The sequence below is a fragment of the Paenibacillus thiaminolyticus genome, assembly GCF_007066085.1.
Taxonomy (GTDB): Bacteria; Bacillota; Bacilli; order Paenibacillales; family Paenibacillaceae; genus Paenibacillus_B; species Paenibacillus_B thiaminolyticus.
Genome location: NZ_CP041405.1, coordinates 2,065,314 through 2,090,851, shown reverse-complemented (window position 1 = coordinate 2,090,851; position 25,538 = coordinate 2,065,314). Strand labels below are relative to the sequence as shown.

At 52.6% G+C, this 25,538-nt stretch carries 18 protein-coding genes; 13 read left to right on the top strand and 5 right to left on the bottom strand.

The window, feature by feature from the left end:
• Positions 1-21: 21 nt before the first annotated feature.
• The 5 genes from FLT43_RS09395 to serC all read left to right on the top strand — a co-directional run bounded on the left by FLT43_RS09395 (position 22) and on the right by serC (position 9,062).
• Positions 22-1,368 (top strand): alpha/beta hydrolase, encoded by a 1,347-nt coding sequence (locus tag FLT43_RS09395; protein ID WP_087445134.1) that lies wholly within the window; start codon positions 22-24, stop codon positions 1,366-1,368.
• Between the two features lie 38 nt (positions 1,369-1,406).
• The gene (locus tag FLT43_RS09390; protein WP_244194401.1) at positions 1,407-2,786 is read left to right on the top strand and encodes an alpha/beta hydrolase; all 1,380 of its coding nucleotides are present in this window, start codon (positions 1,407-1,409) and stop codon (positions 2,784-2,786) included.
• A gap of 65 nt (positions 2,787-2,851) precedes the next feature.
• On the top strand, positions 2,852-3,514 hold the full coding sequence (locus FLT43_RS09385; protein ID WP_087445445.1) for a hypothetical protein: 663 nt from the start codon (positions 2,852-2,854) through the stop codon (positions 3,512-3,514).
• Between the two features lie 278 nt (positions 3,515-3,792).
• Positions 3,793-7,305 carry a discoidin domain-containing protein gene (locus FLT43_RS09380; protein ID WP_087445135.1) on the top strand — a complete coding sequence of 1,171 codons (3,513 nt, stop codon included), beginning with the start codon at positions 3,793-3,795 and terminating at the stop codon, positions 7,303-7,305.
• A 662-nt stretch (positions 7,306-7,967) separates the two neighbouring features.
• On the top strand, positions 7,968-9,062 hold the full coding sequence (gene serC / locus FLT43_RS09375) for a 3-phosphoserine/phosphohydroxythreonine transaminase (protein ID WP_087445136.1): 1,095 nt from the start codon (positions 7,968-7,970) through the stop codon (positions 9,060-9,062).
• A 138-nt stretch (positions 9,063-9,200) separates the two neighbouring features.
• Here serC and FLT43_RS09370 read toward each other — a convergent pair whose 3' ends face one another.
• Positions 9,201-10,451, bottom strand: coding sequence for a lytic polysaccharide monooxygenase (locus FLT43_RS09370; RefSeq protein WP_087445137.1), 1,251 nt, complete (start codon positions 10,449-10,451; stop codon positions 9,201-9,203).
• Between the two features lie 384 nt (positions 10,452-10,835).
• On the opposite strand from FLT43_RS09370, the gene murQ reads away from it, so the two are divergent.
• The 3 genes from murQ to FLT43_RS09355 are packed head-to-tail and all read left to right on the top strand — an operon-like array spanning position 10,836 to position 14,010.
• Positions 10,836-11,741, top strand: a complete 906-nt coding sequence (gene murQ / locus FLT43_RS09365) for an N-acetylmuramic acid 6-phosphate etherase (protein ID WP_087445138.1) — start codon at positions 10,836-10,838, stop codon at positions 11,739-11,741.
• Positions 11,742-11,743: 2 nt separating this feature from the next.
• Positions 11,744-12,598 carry a MurR/RpiR family transcriptional regulator gene (locus FLT43_RS09360; protein ID WP_087445139.1) on the top strand — a complete coding sequence of 285 codons (855 nt, stop codon included), beginning with the start codon at positions 11,744-11,746 and terminating at the stop codon, positions 12,596-12,598.
• Positions 12,599-12,612: 14 nt separating this feature from the next.
• Positions 12,613-14,010, top strand: coding sequence for a PTS transporter subunit EIIC (locus tag FLT43_RS09355; RefSeq protein ID WP_087445140.1), 1,398 nt, complete (start codon positions 12,613-12,615; stop codon positions 14,008-14,010).
• A gap of 201 nt (positions 14,011-14,211) precedes the next feature.
• On the opposite strand, the gene FLT43_RS09350 is transcribed toward FLT43_RS09355, so the two are convergent.
• On the bottom strand, positions 14,212-14,931 hold the full coding sequence (locus FLT43_RS09350) for a response regulator transcription factor (RefSeq protein ID WP_087445446.1): 720 nt from the start codon (positions 14,929-14,931) through the stop codon (positions 14,212-14,214).
• A gap of 142 nt (positions 14,932-15,073) precedes the next feature.
• Here FLT43_RS09350 and trmL point away from each other — a divergent pair, with 142 nt between their 5' ends.
• From trmL to FLT43_RS09335, 3 genes are all read left to right on the top strand, one after another.
• Positions 15,074-15,541 carry a tRNA (uridine(34)/cytosine(34)/5-carboxymethylaminomethyluridine(34)-2'-O)-methyltransferase TrmL gene (gene trmL / locus FLT43_RS09345; protein ID WP_087445141.1) on the top strand — a complete coding sequence of 156 codons (468 nt, stop codon included), beginning with the start codon at positions 15,074-15,076 and terminating at the stop codon, positions 15,539-15,541.
• Between the two features lie 306 nt (positions 15,542-15,847).
• A complete protein-coding gene (locus FLT43_RS09340) occupies positions 15,848-16,096 on the top strand; it encodes an AbrB/MazE/SpoVT family DNA-binding domain-containing protein (protein ID WP_006676399.1) in 249 nt (82 codons plus the stop codon).
• A 227-nt stretch (positions 16,097-16,323) separates the two neighbouring features.
• A complete protein-coding gene (locus FLT43_RS09335) occupies positions 16,324-18,696 on the top strand; it encodes a fibronectin type III domain-containing protein (RefSeq protein WP_087445142.1) in 2,373 nt (790 codons plus the stop codon).
• A 369-nt stretch (positions 18,697-19,065) separates the two neighbouring features.
• On the opposite strand, the gene FLT43_RS09330 is transcribed toward FLT43_RS09335, so the two are convergent.
• Positions 19,066-20,127 (bottom strand): phosphodiester glycosidase family protein, encoded by a 1,062-nt coding sequence (locus FLT43_RS09330; protein ID WP_087445143.1) that lies wholly within the window; start codon positions 20,125-20,127, stop codon positions 19,066-19,068.
• 15 nt (positions 20,128-20,142) lie between these two features.
• The gene (locus tag FLT43_RS09325; RefSeq protein WP_087445144.1) at positions 20,143-20,553 is read right to left on the bottom strand and encodes a hypothetical protein; all 411 of its coding nucleotides are present in this window, start codon (positions 20,551-20,553) and stop codon (positions 20,143-20,145) included.
• A gap of 285 nt (positions 20,554-20,838) precedes the next feature.
• Here FLT43_RS09325 and FLT43_RS09320 point away from each other — a divergent pair, with 285 nt between their 5' ends.
• On the top strand, positions 20,839-22,050 hold the full coding sequence (locus tag FLT43_RS09320; RefSeq protein WP_087445145.1) for an aminotransferase-like domain-containing protein: 1,212 nt from the start codon (positions 20,839-20,841) through the stop codon (positions 22,048-22,050).
• 19 nt (positions 22,051-22,069) lie between these two features.
• Here the strand turns inward: FLT43_RS09320 and FLT43_RS09315 are convergent, their stop codons facing one another.
• A complete protein-coding gene (locus FLT43_RS09315; protein ID WP_087445146.1) occupies positions 22,070-22,882 on the bottom strand; it encodes a DUF2161 family putative PD-(D/E)XK-type phosphodiesterase in 813 nt (270 codons plus the stop codon).
• A 350-nt stretch (positions 22,883-23,232) separates the two neighbouring features.
• On the opposite strand from FLT43_RS09315, the gene FLT43_RS09310 reads away from it, so the two are divergent.
• Positions 23,233-25,128, top strand: coding sequence for a PrkA family serine protein kinase (locus FLT43_RS09310; protein ID WP_087445147.1), 1,896 nt, complete (start codon positions 23,233-23,235; stop codon positions 25,126-25,128).
• Positions 25,129-25,538: the final 410 nt, after the last annotated feature.

Here is a 25,538-nt window from a genome sequence, read left to right as displayed (position 1 = left end):
CTCTATAAGGAGAAATGCCTAATGGACTCATCACGGCTTATTACAATCTATGGGTTTTATTCGAGCATCTTGGCGAATCGAAGAAAAATATTTATTTATTTGCCTCCCAGTTATCATACGAACGAACAGCAGCGGTACCCTGTGCTCTACATGCAGGACGGGCAGCATATGTTTTTCGCGGATCGGAAGGGAGATTCATGGGATGTTCACCGCACGGTCGATCGGCTCGCCGCGGAAGGCAGGATGAGGGAAATTATTGTGGTCGCAATTTCCCATATTGAAGATGCGCGGATTGCGGAATATATGCATGCGAATCCGGACGGCCACAATATATTCAACACGGCCAATCAAGGGGAGTTATACGAGCAATTTCTCGTACAGGAAGTGAAGCCCTATATCGACCGGGAATACCGGACGCTGCCGGGCAAGGAGCATACCGCCTTGACGGGCTCATCCGCCGGCGGATTGGTGTCCTACAATATCGGCTTCCGTCATTCGGATACGTTCGGCATGATCGGAGCATTATGCCCGTTCTTCGTCAGCGTCAAACCGGATACGATGGAGGAACGCTGGCTGAGTCATGTCTATACGGAGAAGAAGGATCTCAAAATATGGATGGATGTCGGAGATGCGGAAGGCTTCACGGTCATGGAGAAGCATGTGCGGCAGGTCGTGGACACCCTCATTCGCATCGGGTATAAGCCGGGACATGATCTGATGTATTACTATGCCGTCGGCTCCGGCCATGCGCAGAAGGATTGGGCGGCAAGGGTTCATGCGCCTCTCCTATATTTTTTCGGAGATATCGGCACGCCTGTGCGCGTTGAGCTGCGCGGATCCGGGGTCGTTGGGATACAGGGGCCGCAGCAAAGGTTCAACGCGGTCGTTCATTTCGACAGCGGCTTTGTGATGACGGATCTGAACGCCCGGTATGAGGTTGCCGATCCGAGCATTGTAGAGGTAACGGAGGATGGAACGCTCTGGCCGAAGCAGCCGGGCAAGACGGCCGTAACCTATCATCATTACCAGCTCAAGGCAGAGGCGGAGGTCACTGTCGTGCCGCATATTTCGGAGACGGTTGCCGTAACGATTGTTGTAAAAGTACCGGAACATACGCCGTATACGGACAGGCTGTATGCCGGAATCGAACTGCCCATGATCGGCGAAGGTCGATATGGGGGCATGTTCGAGGTGCCGCGGGGCATGGCATTCGAATTTCGGATTTCGCGCGGCCTGGGCATGCATGAGACCGATCGTCACGGTCAAGAGGTTCCTTATCGGAAATTTACGGTTACGGACGGCTTGGAGCTGTATTACGAAGTCGAGAACTGGGTCGATGCTGCGGCAGAAAGGGCGGAAAATCGATGAGTGTGAAGCGCTTGGATAGCGTGAAAAGCGTGAAAAGTATGAATAGCATGAAAGGCATGAAGAGTGTGGAGAGCTTGGAAAGCGGCTCAAGCATATTCCGAATGGAACGGTTTCACTCGGAATATTTGAATAACGACAGAGAGCTATTCGTCTATCTGCCTCCCAGCTATCAGCGGGAGCCGAATAGGCGCTATCCGGTCTTATATATGCATGACGGTCAAAATATTTTCCATCCCGCCTTCAACGGCTATTCATGGAACGTGCATGCGGCCGCCGACAGGCTGATTGCCGAGCGGCGCATGGAAGAGATCATTATCGTCGGCATCTCGAATATGGGAATGGAGCGGGCCGATGAATTCACCCATGACCTGGAAGGCGTGCGCTATCAGGACGACAAATTCCCGGTTCAACCGCGCGGCCATCTGTATGAGCGCTTCCTGATTGAGGAGGTGAAGCCCTATGTGGACGCCTTGTTCCGCACGCAACCGGAGCCGGAGCATACGGCGTTAATGGGCTCCTCAAGGGGCGGGCAGGTCACATATCATATCGGGCTGCTGCGTCCCGACGTGTTCAGCATGCTCGGACTGATATCGCCTTACCTATATTGCGTATATCCCGAGACGTTGGAAGAAGTGACGCTGTATCATACCTTCACCGTTAAGCAGCCCCTCAAGAAAATATGGATCGATCTGGGCAGCCGCGAAGGGCTTCTCGTCATGGAAAAGCATGTGCGTGAAGTGACGGAGAAGCTTCTGGATCTGGGGTACGAAGCGGATGACGAGCTGGTCTATCTCTATGAGCCTGGAGCGGCTCATGTGGAGAAGGATTGGGAGGAGCGGGTATCTGCACCGCTCCTTCACTTCTTCGGTCATCGGGGCCAGACTTCTTCTCTGACGCTGCATGGCGCTCAAGAGGTGGGCATCACGGGGCCTACATGCCGCTTGAATCCGATCATTGAGTTTGATTCCGGATTCAAAATGTCTGCATTGCGTGCTGTATATCGCGTAGCGGATGAGCATATCGCGCAGGTTCGGGACGATGGAACGGTTATTCCGCTGCAGCCGGGCGACACCGAGGTAACGGTTCAAGCCGATGGCCGGGAAGCGTCGCTGCCGCTTCGCGTCAGGGAGGAGATTCCCACGCATGTCGCCTTGGATATCGTCGTCCATGTGCCGTCCGATACGCCGGAGGGCCTCAAGCTGTACGCTTGGTTCCCGTTAACCCGCGAGCAGGGCAGACGCGCATTTACAGCCCGCCTGCGTATCCCGCTGCATACGGAGTGGGTGTTCCAGGTGAGCCGCGAAGACGGGAGCGTCGAGGTTGATGGAGAGGGCGTCCCCGTTGAACGCTGCTATCAAGCAGACAAGGACGGAACATTGGAGATATTCGTGGAGAGATGGAGCGAGCGGAAGGGATAAAAGAAGGGAAGGAAACGGAACGCAATGGAACGCATCAATGGAATGGACGAAAGGAAGGGGATAGCATGAGAAAATGGGTGATGGGATTCCTTGCCGGAGCTCTCTTTGTCTCGGGAATTGGATTCGCTGCCTCGGAGTTTACAGCCAATGCCGGGATAAAGGCGCTGGCTGACAAACCTGCCTCCATGAAGGGGCAGAGTATTCTTCCGGCGCAAGAGCTGGCCGGGACGATGGGCGATCAGGTTGGCATTGATGATGGCAGCATCAAGCTGGACGCGAAGCCAGGCAAGGAACAGCCAGGCCGGCGCTCTGGGGGAAGCGACGGCCGTCAATTCAAGTCATTGCCGCTTACCCACACCGTGAACGATGTGGAGGTAACGATTCATTCCATCCGGGTTACGGAGCAGAACACCGACTTCGAGGTGACGATTAAGAACAATTCGGATCTGGAATCCGTTACGCTACGTCTGGATGAAGTAAAGGCGGAAGCGAACAGCGGCGTAAAGGGGAAGTCAGCTGAAGCGGTAGAAGCCGCTGCGGATAACCCGGACTTCATGGACAAGGCGATTCGTCAGCAAAAGGAGCTGCATGGCTGGGTGCGCCATCAAGGGTTGAAGGATCGGGATATTGCGAACTTGTCGTTCCGTCTTGCCTTGAAGGGAACGAAGGAAACGAGAAGCTATCATTTCTTAATCGATTGTACAAAGCTGAAGTTCCGTACGCTGTGAGCAGCGGTTCGGTACACGGGGCATAGGTGAAGGTTGTAGTATTTCTCACCCATGCCTTTTTGCTGATCATGGATTGTGGTAGCGCCAATCACTATAGCGGAAGTGATATCTTCTCCTGCTAACGCGGCAGTACGGAGCGAGGAATATACATCTCTTTACTTATGCTTATTTTTGGTTGCGGCGTGATGTTGAACAGGTTAGGATTGGAAAAAAGGAGGTGATAAACGTAGAAAATGGCGTTAACGCATACGGAATAATCCACGATGATAGGGAGGGAGATGAAGAAAACGATGAACAAAAAAGCGCTTGGATGGATGCTTAGTATCGTATTGGCGACGGCGAGCGTTCTGCCCGGCATTCCGCCTGCACATGCCTACGTCCAACAGAACGGGCAGGCGACAGTAGCGGCGGAAGGGCCGGACGCGCAGGCAGTCGGCGCCGAGCCGGAAAGGGAGAGCGTGACGGAGGCCGTCTATGATAAAAATGGAAGCGCATTCCCGAATGATCCTTCCCCGGATGAAAGCGAGGATCGCTTGCTCCCGGCCGCATTCGGCGGGAAGAATCTCGCCCTGAACAAGCCAGCTTACTCGTCGGGCAATGAGGTCGATTACTTGACCCCGGATCTGGCCGTGGACGGGAAGGCCAATACGAGATGGTCTTCCGCCAAGCAGGATGATCAATGGTACTATGTCGATCTGGGAGAACGGACCGCGCTCGATCGCGTTGTCATCCGCTGGCAGACGCCAGCCGATACATACAAGATCCTTGTATCGAATGACGGCGAGCAGTGGGCGAATGTGAGGGAAGGCGACGGCATCATCCAATGCAAGGGAGGCACCGAGGTTATCGATTTCGCGCCGCTTGAAGCGAGATATGTGAAGTTCCAGGGTGTGAAGCGGGCGCCTGTCGAAGGCATCCTGTACGGCTACTCCTTCTATGAATTCGAGGTGTACCAATTGGATGACTTGCAATCTATCGCAGACCGGATCGCGGCGACGTTGACGGTGCAGGCCGGACAGACCGAACTGGATTGGTCCGCGGCCGAAGTGCCGGAAGGGTACCGCGCCAGCGTGTATGGCAGCGATCGGCTGCCGGTCATCGATCGCGAAGGTCATATCCGCACGCCATTGGTCGATGCCAAAGTGAATGTGATTGTGCAGGTGGAGGATCTGAGCGATCCGAACCGGAAGGTGCTGTCGGATAATATTGCGGTTACGGTCCCGGGTCAATACAAGCAGACCCCGGATCGCAATGCGGAGCCGGATGTCATCCCGTCCTTACGGGAATGGTATGGCGGGTCGGGGAATTATACGTTGACGTCGTCGTCGCGCATTGTCGTTCGCCCGCAAGACGAAGCGGTGCTGTGCAAGGCGGCGGAGCTGACGCGTGAGCATGTGGCGGATCTGACGGGATATGAGCTTGAGATTGTGTATGGCCAGCCGCAGACGGGCGATCTGTACTTGTCGCTGGATCCGTCGTTAGATTGGCTGGGCGAAGAAGGCAACCTTTTTCAGGCCGGCGAATACGTGTCGATCATCTCGTCTTCGGGGACAGGGGCGTTCTTCGGCACGAGAACCGCGCTTCAGATCCTGAAGCAGCATCCCGACCTAACGATACCCCGCGGAGAAGCGAGAGATTATCCGAAGTATGAGAAGCGGGGCCTCATGATCGACGTGGCGCGCAAATTTTACACGATCGATTTCCTGAGAAGCTATGTGAAGCTGCTGTCCTGGTACAAAATGAACATGTTCCAAATTCATTTGAACGATGATGTCGGCACCCCGTTCGCGGACGGAACGAGGGCGGCGTACCGGCTGGAAAGCACTACGTATCCAGGATTGGCCAGCCCGAACGGGCATTATACGAAGCAGGAATTCAAGGAGCTCCAGCTTCTGGGCATGGATTACGGAGTCAACGTCATCCCGGAGATTGACACGCCCGGGCATTCCCGCGCCTTCACTTCCTATAATCCCGGGCTGGGGAATGATCACGCCCTCGACATTTCCAAGCCGGAAACCGTGGAGTTCGTGAAAAATCTGTTCAACGAATATTTGGATGGAAGCGATCCGACCTTCGTCGGTCCGGAAGTGCATATCGGCACTGATGAATATTGGGGCCCGGATGTGGAGCGCTTCCGTTGGTACATGGATACGCTTGTTAAGCATATCAACGACAAAGGCAAGCACCCGCATCTATGGGGCGGATTGACGCAATACAACGGGACGACGCCGATCAGCAATGAAGCGACGATGGATATCTGGTATGAGCCGTACGGGGCGCCGCAGCAGGCGGCCGATCTCGGATATGACGTGCTGAACGTCCAAAATATTTATATGTATATCGTGCCTACCCTATATGGAGACTATTTGAATTCCCAGTTCCTATACAATGAATGGGAGCCGATCAAGTGGGAGAATACGACGCTGCCGTTCGGGCATCCGCAGGTCAAGGGCGGGATGTTCGCCTTGTGGAACGATGTGTCGGACGCCAACGGGCTGTCGATGGACGACTCGCATGAGCGGATGCTGCCCGGAATCCAGGTCGTCGCGGAGAAAATGTGGACCGGCACGCGGGACGACCGATCTTTCGATCGCTATATGAAGCGGGCGGAGGCGATCGGGGACGCGCCGAAGGCGAATTTGTCCCACAAGCTTCAGGTCGATAACGGGGAGAACCAGGTTATTCAATACCTGTTCGAGGACCAGTTCAAGGACAGTTCGGGCAACGGCTTCGACGGGAAAGGGGTCAATGTGGAGGTGGCGGAAGGGAAATACGAGCAGGGAGTGCGCTTGAAGGGCGGAACCAGCTATATCGAAACGCCGATAGAAGCTTTGGGGTTCGGCTGGACGCTCTCGATGTGGGTGAGGCCGGATCGGGGGAACCCGGATGATGCGATCCTGATGGAGTCTCCGGCCGGAACGCTGAAGCTCAAGCAGGGCAAGACAGGCAAGCTCGGGTTCACGAAGGAGCATTATGACAGCACGTTCGATTATGTTGTGCCGGAAGACAAGTGGACACATATTTTACTGAAAGGCGACAATAAGGGCGTAACGCTGTTCGTCAATGTGGATGAGTACGTGGAGCGGCTTGAGAATGCGTACCCTCGTCTGCATACGCTCGTGCTCCCGGCGCTTCGCATTGGCAGCGAGACGAATGCGTTCCGGGGGGTGCTTGACAATGTCATGATGTACAATAAGCCGATTGAGCTGCTCTATGCGGACAATAAGGCGCTCCATCAAGCGGCCGAGTCCTCCGCAACCGAGTTCCCGTATTATTCGGCAGATATGGCGGTAGACGGAGTCGTCTCGATCAACTCCAGATGGTCCAGTGCCTATGTGGATGACGCCTGGCTCCTTGTAGACTTGGGCCAGCCGACAGAGATCAATAAAGTCATTATTAAGTGGCAGGCGGGCGCGGAGAAGTATCAGCTTCTCGTCTCCGATGACCAAAAGAACTGGACGAATGTATCCGGCGATGGAGGAGTAATTACGTCCCAAGGGAAATTGGACATCGTGACCTTCGATACGAAGACGGCGCGCTATGTCAAATTCCAGGGCGTGAAGCGGGCGACGGTCTTCGGATACTCCATCTACGAGTTCGAGGTGTACGCGCCGGATCATATCCAGGAATATAAGCGGCTCATCGGCCTGATGGAGCAATTGCTCCCGCGCTTGAAGAAGCCGGAGCGCCTGCGCGAGCTGCTGCTGCAAGTGTTGAACCGCTATCCTTATGACGCGACGCGCGATCTTCGCCCGATGCAGGATCTGCTGCAGCGCGCTCAGATGCAATAATAGGCCGAGTGAACGGCCGTACAGTCCCCGTGTCCAGGAAGGATCAGGCTGTTGGAAACCCCCTTTTTTTTTCGGAGGGGTGAGTACCTAATCGAAACTTGGCATTCAGAGCGTCAGCGCCTTCTGGAGACATCATAATCTCCTGGGGTTTTCACGTGTGGAGGGAATTGCTGCTATTTTACAGGAATTTCGGCTCAATGAGTCCACATTTCGAGGAATTGCTGCACAGCTACATCATTTTAGGCCCTTTTGAGCTAAGTCGAAGAGAAACGGGTGAAATTGCTGCAGTTTTACAAGATTCCCTTTCTGGTGAAGTCGTCCCTACCGAATTGCTGTATTTGTGCAGGATTTTGCCTACCGAATCAACGTGTCTTGAGAAACCGTGCAGTTTTGAGGACTTCGCCTATCGGATAGACATTTCATTGTACAGTTTTCAGGCACTTCGATCAGATAAAATTTTTCTCTGAGAGACAAGTCCTGATAAAGTGCCCAATAATCCTTTGGACTTTCTCAACAGCCTGAAGGATGCGGGGGTTTTTAATGGCGCAGCATGCCTGATGAGCACAGACTTTTTTGCGTTACCTCCTTGAAGCGAACTTCAATTACTGCTATGATTATCGATAAAATATTGATAGACAAGAACACGAAGGTGGGAGAAACGGATGGAACAACATCAACGCGCGTACAATTTCAATGCCGGTCCGGCAGCTTTGCCATTGGAAGTATTGGAGCGGGCTCAGTCCGAATTCATCGATTTCCGGGGCCATGGCATGTCCATCATGGAAATGTCGCATCGCGGCGCCGTCTACGAACAGGTTCACAATGAAGCCAAGCAATTATTGAAGGAACTGCTTCATATTCCGGAAGGCTACGACGTGTTGTTCTTGCAGGGAGGGGCGAGTACGCAGTTCGCTATGGTGCCGATGAACCTGCTCGCCGATGGCAAGGTGGGCGCTTACGTTCATACCGGAAGCTGGGCCAGCAAGGCGATCAAGGAAGCGGAGCTTATCGGCGAGACCCGCGTCATCGCCTCGACCGAATCCGACGGCTTCATGCGCATGCCGGCACCGGAGGAGATTATCGTTCCGGCGAATGCCGCCTATGTTCACCTGACTTCCAATGAGACGATTGGGGGAACGCAGTTCGCCGCTTACCCGGATACAGGCGCGGTGCCTCTTATCGCCGATATGTCGAGCGACATTTTGTGCCGTCCAATCGATGTGTCGAAGTTCGGGATGATCTACGCGGGCGCGCAGAAAAATCTCGGTCCGTCCGGCGTTACGGTCGCCATCGCCAAGGAAGAGCTGCTGGCGAACAGCCCTGCGACGATTCCGTCCATGCTTCGTTACAGCATTCATTATAAAAATAATTCCTTATATAATACGCCATCCTCCTTCTCCATCTATATGGTGAACCTGGTGCTGCAATGGATCAAGGAACGCGGCGGGTTGCAGCAGGTCGAGCGGGACAATCAGGCGAAGGCGGAGCTGCTGTACGGCGTCATCGACAACAGCGGCGATTTCTACCGCGGCTGCGCGGCGCGTGACAGCCGCTCGATAATGAACGTCACCTTCCGGCTCGCGGATGAGGAGCTGGAGAAGGCGTTCATCAAGGAAGCCGGGGAAGCGGGCTTCGTCGGTCTGAAGGGACACCGCAGCGTCGGCGGCCTGCGCGCCTCGATCTACAATGCGGTGCCTTATGCGAGCTGCGAGGCGTTGGCGCAGTTCATGAAGCAATTCCAACAGAAGAACGGATAAACTATACGTTAATGACGCCCCGCGAGGTTTGCTCGCGGGGCGTTGTGTGTAGCGCAAGGTACTCGCGATGTTCGCTTATCATGCAATAAGCCAAAAGAGCCCGTTCAAAGCATCGCCTTGAACGGGCTCTCTGGATGTCTACTTCACCGCCTGCCACACATCGGCGCCGCCCGGCTCCTCGCCGCGGGTCCACCAGCGTGCCTGGTAGACAGCGCCGTTATGCTTCACCTTGTCTCCGCCGGTGTAGGCTCTATCCTTGCTCCAATCGAGGATGACGTTGCTGACCAGCTTCCACGCCTCCGATACGTCAGGCCGATTGTTCTGCGTCCAATATTGGGCTTCGTATTCCAAGCCATCGTAGAGTACGCGGTCGCCGCGGGTGTAGATAGCGTCGGACTTCCAGGTCGTATCGCCGGTCTGTGGAGGCTCGGTGCCGCCTTCTTCCCCGCCGTTCCCGCCTTCACTGCCTCCGCCGTTATTGTCCTGCGGCAGCGTCGCAGCAACGAGCGGCGCAGACAATGGGGAGAGATTGCCGGCCCGATCGATGGCCCGAACGGTATACGTATAGGTTGTATCCGGAGTCAGTCCGGCATCGCGATACGATGTTCCGGTCGTCTGTCCCACAGAAGCGCCGTTACGGAATACTTCATATGCCTTTATTCCGTTCACCGAAGAAGAAGAGGTCCAGGACAGTGTAATCGACGTCTCGGTCCGCGCTGAAGCCGCGAGCTGGCCCGGCGCTGCCGGCAGCTCGATTTCCGAACCGTCATTGACCAGATCGACGTCAATCACTTGATAGAACGCATTGCCGGTGTCCGCGATCTCCCAGACGCCGAGAATCAGATGATAGCCGCTGCGATCAGTCGGCACGCTGCATTCATGCGTGACGGTTGCCGGCGGTTTTTTGCCGCCGTCCTGAATCGTGCAGAACGGTACCGGATCCAGATCCGCGCGAGTGAGCGGTTTATTCGGATCCCAGTCTTTTTTCGTAATATAGTATTTCCATTCCGATGTCGCATGCGGTGCGGTCAGATGCCATTGGAACGTATTCGTTCCGCCTTGCATTTTGACCTTGTTCCACCGATCGGCCGACTGCTCATCCAGCGGGGCGAAGATGCCGCCGCCGGCAATATGGCCGTCCGCCGGTCCGCTTACCGGGAAGTTGCCTTTGGCTTCCACACTTTGCGGTTCATACTGAACCTGTCCGCAATTGGTGTTCATGCCCAGCTTGCACTGATAGGCACGGCTGGCCGGAGATTCGATGTAGCCGTGGGCCGATGCGCTGTCCGCGAAGATGGCGCTTGCAGCCAGTCCGAGCACGATAAGCCCGAATGCGGTGAACAGCGGGGATACTTTGGACAGCAGAGTGCTGCCGATTTGTCTTGCCATTGGTGTCAACTCCTTTGTTAGGTATTGACACTAGTGTAAAGATATAAGCGATTTAATTCTATCGATCATTAGTCTGATTTCATATAAACATATGAAACCATTTTGAGAGATTCCCATAGTACCAGGCCGGATAGATGAAGCAGCGCTTTTGTCGAATCAATCCCTCGATCATCCTGAACTTTCAGGATTTTTTGTCGATTTATGTCTTATGCCTGATGGAAAGGAAAAGCGAGGAATTAGGCGCGCTACGGGGAAGTGGGACTATAGGGAAGGAATATCTTGTTGACATTTAAATGTTTATGAATTATTATTTCCTTATTAAACGTAATAACGGAAATATTAATTAAACACGAAATATTATTTCCGCGCTGGGAGGGTGAAATTTTGACACATCTTGATCGATTATGTACGGAAATGCGAAATGAAAAAACGATGAATCTGGATTCTTTACATCCCATTGAAATCGTCAAGTTAATCAATGAAGAAGATAAAAAAGTGGCTTTATCTGTTGAGAAAGAGCTGGGAAATATCGCTATGGCCATAGAGGAAATCGTGAAACGAAGAAAAAAAGGCGGCCGCCTAATCTATATTGGAGCGGGAACAAGCGGAAGACTGGGAATTATTGATTCCGTTGAATGTCCTCCAACCTTTAGCGCTTCTTATGATGAGGTCATCGGTATTATTGCCGGAGGGAAGAATGCATTTGTTCGAGCCGGGGAAGGAGCGGAAGACTGTGAAGATGCTGCCGTAGAAGATTTGAAACAAATCGATCTCAAGCCGGAGGATAGCGTGATTGGCATTACAGCAAGCGGCAGAACCCCTTATGTGTTGGCAGCTCTTGCGTATGCCAATGAAATTGGGGCCTTAACGATTGCGCTGACAGCCAATTCGAATTCAATCGCTGGTGATACAGCAAATATCCGGATTGAGACAGAGACAGGTCCCGAGGTGTTAACCGGTTCGACAAGGATGAAAGCAGCAACGGCACATAAAATGGTGTTGAATATGATTTCAACGGGTACGATGATTCAGCTTGGAAAAGTGTATGAGAATTTAATGGTCGACGTTCATGTCAGCAACGAAAAACTGCGTCATCGAGCGATCGGGATTATTCAAACGATTACAGGGTTGTCCAAAGAGAAAGCACAACAGATTTTTGAACAAGCCAACGGCGAAGTGAAAGCTGCGATTGTCATGCACAAGAAACAAGTAACTTATGAGGAAGCCAGTAAATATTTAGAAAAGCATGCAGGGCATATTCGAAAGGCGCTGGAGGAAGGAGCCGAATAATTGTGGGATATGGCGGTATTACGTTAATTAAACAAATTTTGCACCAGTTTTCCCCTTCTGAAAGAAAAATAGCGGACTACATCATTAATCATCCCGAAGAAGTGATTCATATGACCGCGAAAGAGGTTGGGGAAGCGACGCAATCAAGCAGCGCCGGCGTCGTTCGTTTATCCAAGGCGATGGGATTATCCGGTTGGCAAGAACTGAAGATTTTAATCGCAAGCGAGAGCAAGGAGCCGGAGTCGGTTGAGTACCGTGAAGTGTCTAAAGGCGAATCTGTCGGCGATATCATTTCTAAAATATCGAACAATACCTATTCCATACTGGAGCAAACAAAAAAATTAGTAGACGAGAAAAAGTGTGAACAAGTGATCCGGCTCATGCACGAAGCAAAAAGGATTCATTTTTATGGCATCGGCGCATCTTATGTGGTGGCGTTAGATGCGATGCAGAAGTGGACCAAAATAAATAAGGACTCCACTTCTTTATCTGACACTCATTTGTTGTCAAGTGTCATCTCCAATGCGGATAAAAATGATTTATTGTTCGCGATTTCCTTTTCAGGAGAAACGAAAGAAGTTACAAGACTAGCGGAAATAGCAAAAAACAAAGGAATCCAGGTCATTTCATTGACAAAGTTTTCAAAAAACCCGCTCTCCAAAATGGCCGATGTTTCTTTATATTCAACTTCTACAGAGGAGCCGATTTTTAGAACTGCCGCTACCATATCACGAATATCACAAATGCTTGTCATGGACATCTTGTTTTTCTCCTATGTATCGACGTATTACCACGATTCCATTAAAGCAATTGATAACAGCAGAACTATCGTCAGGGAATTTAAAGACAGCTTATAAGGGAGGAGAAGCCGATGGCTGATCAATATAAGCAATTAGCTGGTGAAATATATAAGACGGTAGGCGGTAAGAGCAATATCGAATCCTTTTTTAATTGTATGACCCGGTTAAGAATTAAGGTAATTGACGAAGAAAAGGTTGATATCGATGCTTTAAAGCAGCTTGAAGGCGTGGCAGGAGTGGTACAAGAAGATACTCTTCAAATCATTATCGGGCCGGGTAAAGTAAATCATGTCCGGGAAGAGCTTGATAAAATTTATAAAAATGATGGAGAAGAAAATGAAGAAGATATCGATATTAAAGAAATTTCCAAACAAAACAAAGAAAATTTTCGCAAGAAACATAAGAATCCGCTCCAACAATTTATTCGCCGGTTAGCCAATATATTCGTTCCCATTATTCCTGCGCTTGTCGCATGCGGCTTAATTAACGGTATTTCGAAAGCGGTTCCACAAATTTTAAACACGGCACTGGGAATCGATTTTACGCAACATACGTTTATTTTGATTTTACAAGCAATTGGGGGCGTTTTATTTACTTATTTAGCTATTTTGGTAGGTCTTAACACGGCAAAAGAATTTGGGGGAACTCCCGTCCTGGGTGCGATCGCAGGCGGGCTAATTATTAATCCGGCGATTGCAGACATTTCTGTATTCGGAGAAAAACTCGTTCCAGGCAACGGGGGAATCGTGAGCGTTCTTCTCTCGGTTGCTCTCATGTCCTATATCGAGAAGCAAATCCGAAAAAAAGTGCCGGCTTCTTTAGATATTATTGTTACGCCAACGACTACACTCTTCATTACCGGGTTGTTGACCTATTTCGTTTTTATGCCCGTAGGAGGATTTATTGCCAAGGGGATCACGCAGCTATTAATGGGCTTATTAGATGTTGGCGGAATTGCAGCCGGCTTTATTCTGGGAGCGTCATTCCTGCCTTTGCTAGCAACCGGATTGCACCAAGGATTTTTCCCTTTTCACTTGGAGCTTATTAATCAGACGGGCAATGACCCGCTTTTTACCATTCAGGCTATGGGCGGGGCAGGTCAAGTGGGGGCTGCACTAGCCATCCTCGCTAGAACTAGGAAAAAAACCTTGAAACGAGCGATTCTCGGAGCTTTGCCGGTAGGCTTTCTAGGTATTGGAGAACCATTGTTATACGGTGTCACCTTACCATTGGGGCGGCCATTTTTGACGGCTTGCTTAGGGGCAGGCGTTGGCGGAGCTGTTATCGCCTATTTCCAGGTCGCTTCCATATCGATTGGAGTCGCCGGTTTGTCTTTATTTCCGCTTATAGACGGCGGGTTGAATGGAATGTTCGGCTATGCAGCAGGTATTTTGACAGCTTACGGCTGCGGGTTTTTATTTACGTATTTTTTTGGATTTAAAGAAACGATGGCAGGACAATTCAAGTGACGATGCATCAAGCCCGGCAGCTCTATCAGTGCTGTTGCGGGTGCCAACCAACGCATCAATATGAGCTATAGCGTTCCCCGCGCGGATATAATCGCGATTGAATCGAAGCGATCCGCGCTATTTTTTATCCGATACGCGATAAACCCGCTTGTTCCGGAGAACAGCGGGCACGCCATAACGGTATAGGAAAGGGGAAGAGGGTTATCCTTCCACGGCGAGGTGGCGCCGGGCTGGCTCGGTCAGCTTATAGCCGACGTTGCGGATCGTCATAATATATTCGGGATTGCGCGCATTCTTTTCGAGCTTGTCGCGCAGGTGGCTGATATGGACGTCGACGATACGGGTATCCCCGAGAAAATGATAGTCCCAGACGCCCTGCAGAAGCTGCTGCCGGCTCAGCACTTTGCCGCGGTGCCGGCACAGGAAGACGAGCAGCTCGAATTCCTTCGGCGTCAGCTCGATGGAGCGCTCGTCCAGCTTCACTTCCCGCTGATCGGCCATGACGGTGAGCGGTCCGATCTGATAGACCTGGCCGTCGTCATGCAGCGGCAAGGAACGGATGCGGCGCATGACCGCCTGAATACGGGAGATCAGCTCCTGCGGAGAGAAGGGCTTCGTCATATAGTCGTCGGCCCCGTTGTTCAGCCCGTCGATCTTGTCTCCGACCTCCTGCATGGCGGTAAGCATGATGACCGGCACCATATTGCTCCGCTCGCGCAGCTTGCGGCATACTTCCAGGCCGCTGCTCTTGGGCAGCATGCGGTCCAGCACGATCAGATCGGGCCGGAAGGCGGGAAGCACGTCGAATACCGCTTCTCCATCGTAGACACACATGACCTCGTAACCGGCCAGCTTCAGATTATATTCAATGAGGGTAGAGATGGATGGCTCATCGTCAACGACAAGTATTTTGGACTTCATAACTTTCCCTCCCATCGATTACATTCTGCTTCTATTATGCAAGGGGAACGTCAGCGTTATATTAAACAAACGTAAACGGGATGTTAAATCGCGATTTTTGGCATGATGTTGTATAATGAGTTCAGAATGTGAGGTGAACAGAATGGCACTGCATATCGTGCTTGTGGAACCGGAAATTCCGGCCAATACCGGCAACATCGCCCGCACCTGTGCCGCGACAGGCACCCACCTGCATCTTGTGCGGCCGCTGGGCTTCCGGACGGATGACGCGACGTTGAAGCGTGCCGGTCTGGATTATTGGTACGCTGTCCATATCGAATATCATGATTCGTTCCAAGAGGTGCTGGATCAATACGCGGATTCGCGTTTTTTTTATGCCACGACCAAGGCGGACAAATGCTACAGCGAGCTCTCGTTCCAGGACGGCGACTTCCTGGTCTTCGGCAAAGAGACGAAAGGGCTGCCTCCCGAGCTGATCGAGGCAAACCGCGCTACGTGCATGCGCATGCCGATGACCGACAAGGTCCGATCGCTCAATTTGTCGAATTCGGCGGCGATCATTGTCTACGAAGCGCTGCGCCAGCTCGATTTTCCCGGCCTGCTCAAATAGGCGGCGGAGGGAAGGCTTGTTCCTGCGCCCGGCAGGGACAGTCTTCGCCGCTGAGTCTATTGTCGCAGAAATTTCGAAGAGAATATGGGACGTTATGCTTAGACATCGTGCGCCTGGATTGCCCGCCAGCAGCGGAATGCGGCATACTTTCCTGCCAGGGACATATAGACATAAGATGAACAGAATAGATAAAAACGAAATTGATTGACATTTTTCAGCAGGAATTTCGTATATAGTATCGAAGTAATAGAAGCAGAGTTTTCTAAGGGTAATCATGAGGAAGTATATACAAGAGAGGTGGAACAGATGAAACCTGCCGGAGTAGTCCGTAAAGTCGATCAACTGGGACGCATTGTGTTGCCCAAATCATTGAGAAAACGTTACCAGATGAACGAGGGGGATCCTGTCGAAATTTTGGTGCAAGGCGACCATATTATTCTGGAGCGCTACCGTCCGAAGTGCGTATTTTGCGGGTCCATGGATGGAGTCGCTGAATTCAAGGAACGATACATATGTTCTCCATGCATGAATGAGATGACGCATCTCGTTCGCTAGCTAGGCCAAGAAGCATCGCAAGATGCTTCTTTTTTTATATCATTTTTTTGCAAAATCTGTTCATCTGCTACTCCTTCTATAAAGATTCCATGATGATTATTAACGATAATTACATAATTTTTGTAAAAAGTCATAAAAAAGACAATACCTCAAACCTGCGTAATGCTATATAATGGAACTAGAATTACATATTATTACTTAAAAATTATTTTTTAGGGGGCAGAAAGATGAGATTACACAAAGTCGGCTGGTTGTGCATCGTGTTAACGTTGATTGCAAGCTTGATCCATGCCGGACCCGTGAACGCCGCGGCAAGCAAATATACAGGCGGCCTGCTGGACGGAATCCCGCTGCTAACAGGAAGCGCCATAGGGCAGCCTTCGGGCAGTCCGGTGACGCAGTTGACGGATAATAACGCGGGGACCAGATTTGATGTAAACGCTGGTAAACCGGTCTGGCACTCTTTTTCCACACCGGCGGAAATATCGGCAATAATTGTTAATCGTTATTCAGGCAGTAATGCCGTAATCGAATTCTACGATGCGGATGACCATCTGCTCTTATCACATATACCACTCGTCAACGACGGCATTGAATCGCTCCCTGTTCCCGTCACGAATGTGAAGACGGTAGCATTGAAATCGTCCGGCTCCTATTCCACGATTGCGGAGTGGAACGTGTTCACCACGCCTTCCGTGCCTCCTTCCGTTCCCGCCATCAATTGGATTCAGGCTGGCGACAAGACGGTAAGGCTCGAATGGGGCTCGACGGGGGCAATAGGATACCATGTCAAGCGGGCAACATCCCCGGGAGGACCATACGCCATGCTTGCGGCGAATGTGAAGGAACCTGCTTATACGGACAAGGCCGTAACGAACGGCGTTACGTATTACTATGTCGTCAGCGCTGTGAACGAGGCCGGAGAGAGCGGCCATTCCGGCGAGAAGAGCATCCGGCCGAACGCCACCAAGTACACTGGTGGTCTGCTCGACGGACTAACGCTGAAGGCAGGTACATCTCTAGCGAATCCGACCGAATCCGTACGGATATTGACCGATAATAACCCGTCATCACGCTATGATGTGAACGCTGGCAAATTCGTCTGGCACTCTTTTTCCGAACCATTGGAAATCTCCGCCGTCATCATCAATCGCTATTCCGGCAGTGGCGCGGTGATCGAGTTCTATGACGCGAACAATCAATTGCTGTTCTCCTATAACCCCGTCGCCAACGATGGAATTGAATCGTTGCCTGTTCCCGTCAAAAATGTGAAGACAGCGGTACTGAAATCGACGGGCTCCTATTCTACGATTGCGGAATGGAACTTGTTCGCCACGCCTTCTTTTCCGCCTTCCGTGCCGGCCATCAACTGGGTGTACGGAGGCGACCAGACGGTAACGCTCGAATGGGGCTCGACAGGGGCGAAGGCATACCATGTCAAGCGGGCAACCTCACCCGGGGGCCCATATGCGATGCTCGCTTCGAATGTAAAGGGCACTGCTTATACGGATAAGGCCGTAACCAACGGCACCACATACTACTATGTCGTAAGCGCGCTTAACGAAGCAGGAGAGAGCGCCCACTCCGGCGAGAAGAGCATGAGACCGAACGCTACGAAGTACACCGGCGGTCTGCTGGACGGTCTGACGCTCAAGGCAGGAGCTTCACTGGCAAATCCGACCGAATCCGTGCGGATATTAACGGATAATAATGTATCTTCGCGCTATGATGTGACGCCTGGAAAATTCGTCTGGCACACCTTTACCCGTCCAACGGAAATCTCGGCCGTCATTGTGAATAGATATTCCGGCAGTAATGCGGTAGTCGAATTCTACGATGCGGGCAACAATCTTTTGCTCTCTTATAAGCCAGTCGCTAACGATAGCGTGGAGACACTGCCGGAGCCCGTTCAGAATGTGGCTACGGTGGTACTGAAGTCCACCGGATCGTATTCCACGGTTGCCGAGTGGAACGTGTTCGGGAAGACGGCCGGAGTGCCTCCGGCGGAACCGATTCTCTTGAACGGAACGGCAGGAGACGCGAGTGTCACGTTAAGCTGGAATACGATCAATGAGGCAACAGGCTACAACGTGAAACGCTCTGATACGATGGGAGGTCCATACGCAACGCTTGCTACCGTTACATCGAGCACTTACGATTATATCGATACAAGTGTTATGAACGGAACCGTCTACTATTATGTCGTCACGGCTTTATATGAAGCTGAGGAGTTCGCGGCATCCAATGAAGTAGCCGTTACGCCGCAGGCGGGGAACAATCCGGGGCCGGGACCTGGAGAACCAGGTCAACCGGGTGAACCGGGAGAGCCAGGAGAACCCGGCGGTACGGGGGATCGGGCTCTGCTCCGGATTACGCTGATTAACGGGGCGGACAAAGAATACGACTTGTCCATGCAAGAAGTCAACGCGTTCATCAGCTGGTATGAAGGCCGGGCCGGCGGAACGGGACCAGTCACGTTCACTATCGATAAGCACGGCAATAATAAAGGCCCGTTCAAGCAGCGCAAGGATGTCATTATCTATGATAAAATTATTACTTTTGAAATTAACTCGTATGAAAATGGGCTCAAAGCGAGCTAGATTCTGTCGAACGAACGAAGCCGCGGCTGGAAATGCCGCGGCTTTTCTGTGGCTTTCGCTAACCAGTGGACAGCTTGACCCAGCTACAGAAAAAGCTCCCCAGTGTCCGGGAAGCTTCTTCGCCTTTATAAGCCTGTGGTCTTATCGTCGTTATAACCTGCCGTTAAGATAGCTGTCAAGAACATGGCCATCACGAGCACGATAATCCAGAACGTCATCGTCATGGTACGCCCACCTCCATTGATCTAATCTCATTATAACCAAGACATGCCAAAAAGGAAATGATAAACGTGAAAAACCTCACGGCGCGACGAACGCATTCTATGGTACTCTAGCAGGTTTATTTGGGCCCGTTGCTGCTATACCATTTTATTTGAAAAATAAAAAGTGAGTCGGCAACGCCCGAAGCTCTCCGTCCGACGGGTTGTTGACCACCCGGCCGTTGAAGATAAGCGACGAGGAGCCACCGCCATCGAGATTGTAGGCATCGATGACGCCAAGGTTCGACAGCTTCGCCTGCAGCTCCTCCAGCTTGGCGCCGGAGCTTCCCTTCTCATCATACCCATCCGCGACGAGGATTAATAATTGATCATCCTTATAATTGCCGATAACGGTGCGCGGAGCCCGGGAAGATTGCCATTTCTGCGGTATCGCCAGCTTGCGGCCGTTCTTAAGCAGCGCCGGCACGAAGGTAGCCCCATGCTGCGGCTTCAATGTATCCAATTGCTGCTTTTCCGAAAATTTGCCGCCGATCAGCTTCCCGCCGGCATCGAGTCCGACGAACGCCAAGTCTTTGTAGGTCGGCTCGAACGAATGGACATATTCCCCGTCCATGACCGTCGTGCCGAGCGGATAGCGGTTGCCCTTCCCGTCCGCGAACCCGCCGGCATTGATTCCGGCGACGGCGCCGTAGCGCTTGACGGCCTGCATGGTCGTCTCGGACCCGCCGTATTTGTCCTTGCCCAACGTCAGGCGCATGGCGGACGGATCCTTCAGCTTCACCTTCATGGCATAGCCCTGATAGGTCGGCTGGTTAATCCGGTACAATTCGGCCCGCAGCTTGTCACTGTCGATTCGTTCCTTCACGGTGCCAAGCTTGGCCGAGATGCGACGGTCATAGATTTGCTCCGGACGCTTCGCCTGCGTGCCGGCGGTGCTGACGATATCATTCATCGCCTGGGTCGTCTGCCGGTACAGGGCCGACGTCTTCTGTATGGCTTTTACCGTGAAGGAGGCCGTATGTTGCGCCTCATCCAAGCTTATGTACAGCTTCTCGTTCTTGTCCGTCCAGCCCGCCGGCTCGGGAGGCGGGGACCAGTCCACCTCTGCCGTGACGTGTAGCGTGGAGGCCAGCATCCAGATCATCATCCCTATGAACGGGGCGGTAATTAGCATGAACAGCCGGTTTATTTGTTTCACTCGAACATTCATCGTATCGCCTCACTGCTATTTCAAAAGATCCATTTTTTTCTTCAATTCATTCAACTGCTTCTTCACTTCATTCAATTGGGTGTACAGCTTGTTGCTGTTGTCGGTCTTATCCGACGCATTGTCCTTCGTGAAGGTGAGAAGCTGGTTGAACGTGTCCACCTTGCTCTGCATCTCGTCCAGCTTTTTGTTCATGTCGGCCAACTGCTGCTCGTAGGACTGCTGTACAGTCTTCAGCTGGGCTTCGGTCTGCTTCTGCAAATCTTGCAGCAGGGTCTTTTTCATATGATCACTATAAAAGTAGGTCGCAGTCACGCCAACCCCGATCATGACGACCCAGAACAGAAGGAACCATTTGGCATTCGAACCGCTAGTCTTCGTTCGAGCGCGACGGGTAGTCTCGGGAGTGGAATTCGTGGATGGCTGCATAGTCTAATCACCTCGAATGAAGTCGTATCTCGTCAAAACATTTACTATTCTAGCATGTATTCTATCACTGGGGGATAGAATTTTGCAAAAAACATACAAAATAGACATAGAAATAACAAAAAAATACTAGATTTCCCCCAATATGCGGAAAAAAAGCTCTGTTCGTTTGAATAATGACGCATACGCTAACAAGTGACAAGACCGCAGTTCTTGCGTTGCTATCCCATTGCATATTACAAGTATTGGGTGTATCATTTTTGAAAAATGGGAAAGGGCGATAGCCGAATGCAATACTCATTCTCTACCCGCGTGTCATCCGTCGAAAGCTCGGCCGTACGCGATATTTTAAAATTAACGCAAGGAAAATCGATCATCTCGTTCGCAGGAGGCCTGCCAGCCGAAGAATACTTCCCGATGGAAGCGATTCGCTATGCGGCAGATCGCGTGCTGCAGCAAAGCCCGCAAGCGCTTCAATACGGCCTGACGGAAGGGACGATCGTATTGCGGGAGCGTCTGGGAGCCCGTCTCGGATCGCATCGGAACATTCCGGCTGCTGTCGATGAGATTCTGATTACGAGCGGATCGCAACAGGCGCTGGATCTGTTCGCACGGGCCATGCTGGATCCGGGGGATACGGTCCTTGTGGAAAATCCGACCTATCTGGCCTGCCTGCAGGTGCTGGGCATGAATCAAGCGAACATCGTCCCGGTGGACAGCGACGACCAAGGCATGATCCCCGAGGATGCGGCGGAGAAGCTGAAGCGGCATAAGCCGAAGTTCGTCTATGTGGTTCCGACGTTCGGCAATCCGACCGGCCGGGTATGGAGCGTCGAGCGGAGACAAGCGCTGCTGAATCTGTGCCGGGAGCATGGAACGGTCATCCTGGAGGACGACCCGTATGGGGAATTGCGGTTCACTTCAGATCGCGTGCCCAGTATCGCTGCATTGGAGGGCGAGACGGGTCATCGTCTCGTCGCTTATACAAGCACGTTCAGCAAGACGGTCGCGCCTGGATTACGAACCGGGTGGACGGTCGCCGATCGCCAGATTATTGGCATGATGGCGCGGGCGAAGCAATCGGCTGATCTGCATACCAGTGTGCTGGATCAGCTGATTTTGAGCGAGATGCTGCTGCCGGAAGTGTTCAAGCTCGATGATCATATCCATAAATTGTCTTCTATCTACAAGGAAAGAATGGAGACGATGGAAGCAGAACTGTCCCGAAGCATCTGGAGCAGCTCCGTCTGGAACAAGCCGCAAGGCGGCATGTTCTTCTGGGTGGAACTGCCGGAGGGACTGGATTCCAAGACGCTGCTGACTTGCGCCGTCGACAAGGGCGTCGCCTTCGTGCCGGGAACGCCATTCTATGCCGGAGAGCCGAAGCGCAACACGATGCGGCTCAACTTCTCCTTCGCGGAGCCGGACGTGATCCGCACGGGCATGGAGCGGCTGAGCGAAGCCGCATCCGAATTCCTCGGCCGCTATGCCGGCGAGTAGACTGTAGCCGGACGGCCTCTTATGTATCGCCCGCCATCGGCAGGCCGGTAACCTCTGCCGTCCCGTCCTCGGGCTTGCGCCAATCGCGCACGACATGGGCGTACCGCTCCAGCGCCTCACGCCCTTCTCCGGTCAGTGCGTAGACGCCGCGGCTGATGCGCTCGAACCAGCCGTAATAATTGCGCTGCAGGATGGCGGCCGCATCGCCGACGCCGCTGCCGTCCCGTACGGCAGCGGCCCGGAGCGGGCCGTCCGCCAGGCAATGCGCCGCGCGCAGCGCCTTCTCCCGATAAGCCGTCACGAGCGGCTGCTTGGTCGTGCCTCCCACATTGTAATCCCCGCTGCGGGCGCTGAATTCGCGCACGAGCCGGGCTGCTCTCGTCTTCACGGGCCGTGTCTCCATGTAGCTGGCCTCCGAACCGGCCGGCATACAGACGATCTCGACGAACGGGGCCTTGCGCTTGTAGAACGTGACAAGCAGGAAGCCGATACCGAGCTTGCCGCACAGCTGGCGCAGGGAAGAGACGGAGTGACCTTTGCCTCCCTTTTTTTTCTCGACAGCGACATACACCTGCGGCGACAACTTTTGCCGTTCGAGAGCCTGCAGGACAAGCGTCAGATTGAAGGAAGGCTTCAATTCTACAATAATCGGCGGTTCCTGCTGCCCCTCTTCATCCTCGGTCCGCATCGCGACCAGATCGCAATGGCGCACCTCGCCGCGCACGATATATCCCCTGGCTTCGAAGAATGCTTTCAACGGAGCGTACAGCTCCGATTCCTTCCGTGCCGCCGCTCTGGCCGGCTTTGCTTCATGTTGGTCTAAAGCTTCCATGCCCGCTACCCCTCTCATCCATCCGAACATTGGCCGACCCGCATATTCCGGTCGCGTCCCGCGCCATTGGCACCCGCAGATCGTTGATAACACGAGTATAACACGAGCGGAGCGGGCTTGCTTTTCTCCAAGTTGGTCTACCAAATTATCGTGCAAATAATCCGTCCGGCCCGCATAAGTATGTATTACACTTTGTTCACGCATCCGCTCCAGCAGGGCCGAGAAAGCCCGCGAGGCGCGGCCAGTCTGTAAGAAGCATGAGCAATCGTTGAGACACGTGCATACCGTATACGAAGCGAAGCGGCGATGAAGGGCTGTGTTGCAAATCGGGAGCAATGGAGGTATAGAGTATGGATATTTTCAAGCGGATTTCGGAGCACCGCGCCGAGAGCGAACGATTGGCCTGGACCGGTACCTTTAAAGAATATGTGGAATTGCTGCGTCGAGATCCGACACCTGCGATGACGGCTCATGCACGCGTGTATGAGATGATTGCGTCACACGGCGTAGAGGAGGTTGACGGGCATAAGCGATATGCCTTCTTCGAGAAGGAAATCTTCGGTCTGGACCGTGCCGTTCACAAGCTGGTCGAGGAGTATTTCCATTCGGCAGCCAAACGTCTTGATGTGCGCAAGCGCATCCTGCTGCTGATGGGTCCGGTGAGCGGCGGCAAATCAACGTTGGTCACGATGCTGAAGCGGGGCTTGGAGCAATTCTCGCGCACGGAGAAGGGAGCCGTCTATGCGATCAAGGGCTGCCCGATGCATGAGGAGCCTCTGCATCTGATTCCGAATGAACTGAGAGCTGAGGTGGAGCATGAGCTGGGCGTACGCATCGAGGGCAATCTGTGCCCTGCGTGCCAGATGCGGCTCCGCACCGAATACGGGAACGACATCGAGCGAGTACCGGTCGAACGCGTCCTGATCTCCGAGGAGAACCGCATCGGCATCGGCACCTTCAGTCCGTCCGATCCGAAGTCCCAGGATATCGCGGATCTGACCGGAAGCATCGATTTCTCGACGATAACGGAATTCGGATCGGAGTCCGACCCGCGGGCTTACCGCTTCGATGGGGAGTTGAACAAGGCGAACCGCGGCTTGATGGAGTTCCAGGAGATGCTCAAATGCGACGAGAAATTTCTCTGGAATCTGTTGTCGCTTACCCAGGAGGGCAATTTCAAGGCGGGAAGATTTGCGCTGATCAGCGCGGATGAGCTGATCGTGGCCCACACCAACGAATCGGAGTACAAGGCCTTCATTGCCAACAAAAAAAATGAAGCGCTTCAGTCCCGCATGATCGTAATGCCGATACCGTACAATCTCAAAGTGTCCGAGGAAGAAAAAATATACGCCAAGCTGATTAACCAGAGCGACATGAAGCATGTTCACATCTCGCCGCATGCGCTGCGGGCCGCCGCTATCTTCTCCATTCTGACCCGGCTCAAGGAGTCGAAGAAGCAGGGCATGGATCTGGTCAAAAAGATGCGCATGTACGACGGTGAAGAGGTTGAGGGCTATAAAGAGAATGATTTGAAGGAAATGCAGAGCGAATTTTCCGAGGAAGGGATGTCGGGGGTTGACCCGCGCTACGTCATTAACCGGATATCGAGCGCCTTAATCAAGCAGGATCTGCAATGCATCAACGCGTTGGATGTGCTGCGAGCGTTGAAGGACGGTCTGGATCAGCATGCTTCGATTACGAAGGAGGAGCGGGAGCGGTACCTGAATTACATCTCGGTGGCGCGCAAGGAATACGACAATCTGGCGAAGAAGGAAGTGCAGAAAGCCTTCGTCTACTCCTTCGAGGAGTCGGCGAAGACGCTGTTCGAGAATTATCTTGATAACATTGAAGCCTTCTGCAATTGGAAAAAAATCCGCGATCCGCTTACCGACGAGGAGATGGATCCGGATGAGCGGCTGATGCGCTCCATCGAGGAACAGATCGGCGTATCGGAAAATGCGAAGAAAGCGTTCCGCGAGGAAATTTTAATCCGCTTATCCTCGTATTCCCGCAAAGGACGGAAGTTCGATTACAACAGTCACGAACGGCTGCGGGAAGCGGTCGAGAAGAAGCTGTTCGCTGATTTGAAGGATATCGTGAAAATTACGACCTCGACGAAGACGCCGGACGAGAATCAATTGAAGCGCATCAACGAGGTGTCCGCCCGGTTAATGGAGGAGCACGGCTATTGCCCGGTCTGCGCGAACGAACTGCTGCGTTATGTGGGCAGCCTGTTGAACCGCTAAGCGGATGGAAGCAATAGGGGTATGGCGGGGAACCTGCAAGCGTTCGGCTTGCAGGTTTCAGATTGAAGAACGAACTCCCGCGAATACTGCAACGCGGGAGTTCTTTACGGTTTTTATCCCTATCATCCGCTCCACCAATACTGCAAGAATGCAGCAATTTCATTGACACGAGGTTGCGAAAATACGATTACTGCAAAAATACAGCAATTACCGTGCGTCGAGGCATAAATAGCCTTCAAAATGGCGAAATAATGTAATTTTTCAGGATTTTCTCGGAATTTAGCCTATTGAGGTTAAAAATGCTGCGCCTGTGCAGCAGACAGCTTGCCCTATTTTTTCGGTAAATGTTTTATCGGATAGCATGAGCGTATTATAATTTCGGAGAATGAAAAGATGTTAGCCCAGAAACT

What these genes read in the sequence shown, in the direction of transcription:
- FLT43_RS09395 (WP_087445134.1), top strand. Translation starts at nt 22, where the DNA reads ATGGACTCATCACGGCTTATTACAATCTATGGGTTTTATTCGAGCATC.
- FLT43_RS09390 (WP_244194401.1), top strand. Translation starts at nt 1,407, where the DNA reads ATGAATAGCATGAAAGGCATGAAGAGTGTGGAGAGCTTGGAAAGCGGC.
- FLT43_RS09385 (WP_087445445.1), top strand. Translation starts at nt 2,852, where the DNA reads ATGAGAAAATGGGTGATGGGATTCCTTGCCGGAGCTCTCTTTGTCTCG.
- FLT43_RS09380 (WP_087445135.1), top strand. Translation starts at nt 3,793, where the DNA reads ATGAAGAAAACGATGAACAAAAAAGCGCTTGGATGGATGCTTAGTATC.
- serC (WP_087445136.1), top strand. Translation starts at nt 7,968, where the DNA reads ATGGAACAACATCAACGCGCGTACAATTTCAATGCCGGTCCGGCAGCT.
- FLT43_RS09370 (WP_087445137.1), bottom strand. Translation starts at nt 10,451, where the DNA reads ATGGCAAGACAAATCGGCAGCACTCTGCTGTCCAAAGTATCCCCGCTG.
- FLT43_RS09355 (WP_087445140.1), top strand. Translation starts at nt 12,613, where the DNA reads ATGGCTGATCAATATAAGCAATTAGCTGGTGAAATATATAAGACGGTA.
- FLT43_RS09350 (WP_087445446.1), bottom strand. Translation starts at nt 14,931, where the DNA reads ATGAAGTCCAAAATACTTGTCGTTGACGATGAGCCATCCATCTCTACC.
- trmL (WP_087445141.1), top strand. Translation starts at nt 15,074, where the DNA reads ATGGCACTGCATATCGTGCTTGTGGAACCGGAAATTCCGGCCAATACC.
- FLT43_RS09340 (WP_006676399.1), top strand. Translation starts at nt 15,848, where the DNA reads ATGAAACCTGCCGGAGTAGTCCGTAAAGTCGATCAACTGGGACGCATT.
- FLT43_RS09335 (WP_087445142.1), top strand. Translation starts at nt 16,324, where the DNA reads ATGAGATTACACAAAGTCGGCTGGTTGTGCATCGTGTTAACGTTGATT.
- FLT43_RS09330 (WP_087445143.1), bottom strand. Translation starts at nt 20,127, where the DNA reads ATGAATGTTCGAGTGAAACAAATAAACCGGCTGTTCATGCTAATTACC.
- FLT43_RS09325 (WP_087445144.1), bottom strand. Translation starts at nt 20,553, where the DNA reads ATGCAGCCATCCACGAATTCCACTCCCGAGACTACCCGTCGCGCTCGA.
- FLT43_RS09320 (WP_087445145.1), top strand. Translation starts at nt 20,839, where the DNA reads ATGCAATACTCATTCTCTACCCGCGTGTCATCCGTCGAAAGCTCGGCC.
- FLT43_RS09315 (WP_087445146.1), bottom strand. Translation starts at nt 22,882, where the DNA reads ATGGAAGCTTTAGACCAACATGAAGCAAAGCCGGCCAGAGCGGCGGCA.
- FLT43_RS09310 (WP_087445147.1), top strand. Translation starts at nt 23,233, where the DNA reads ATGGATATTTTCAAGCGGATTTCGGAGCACCGCGCCGAGAGCGAACGA.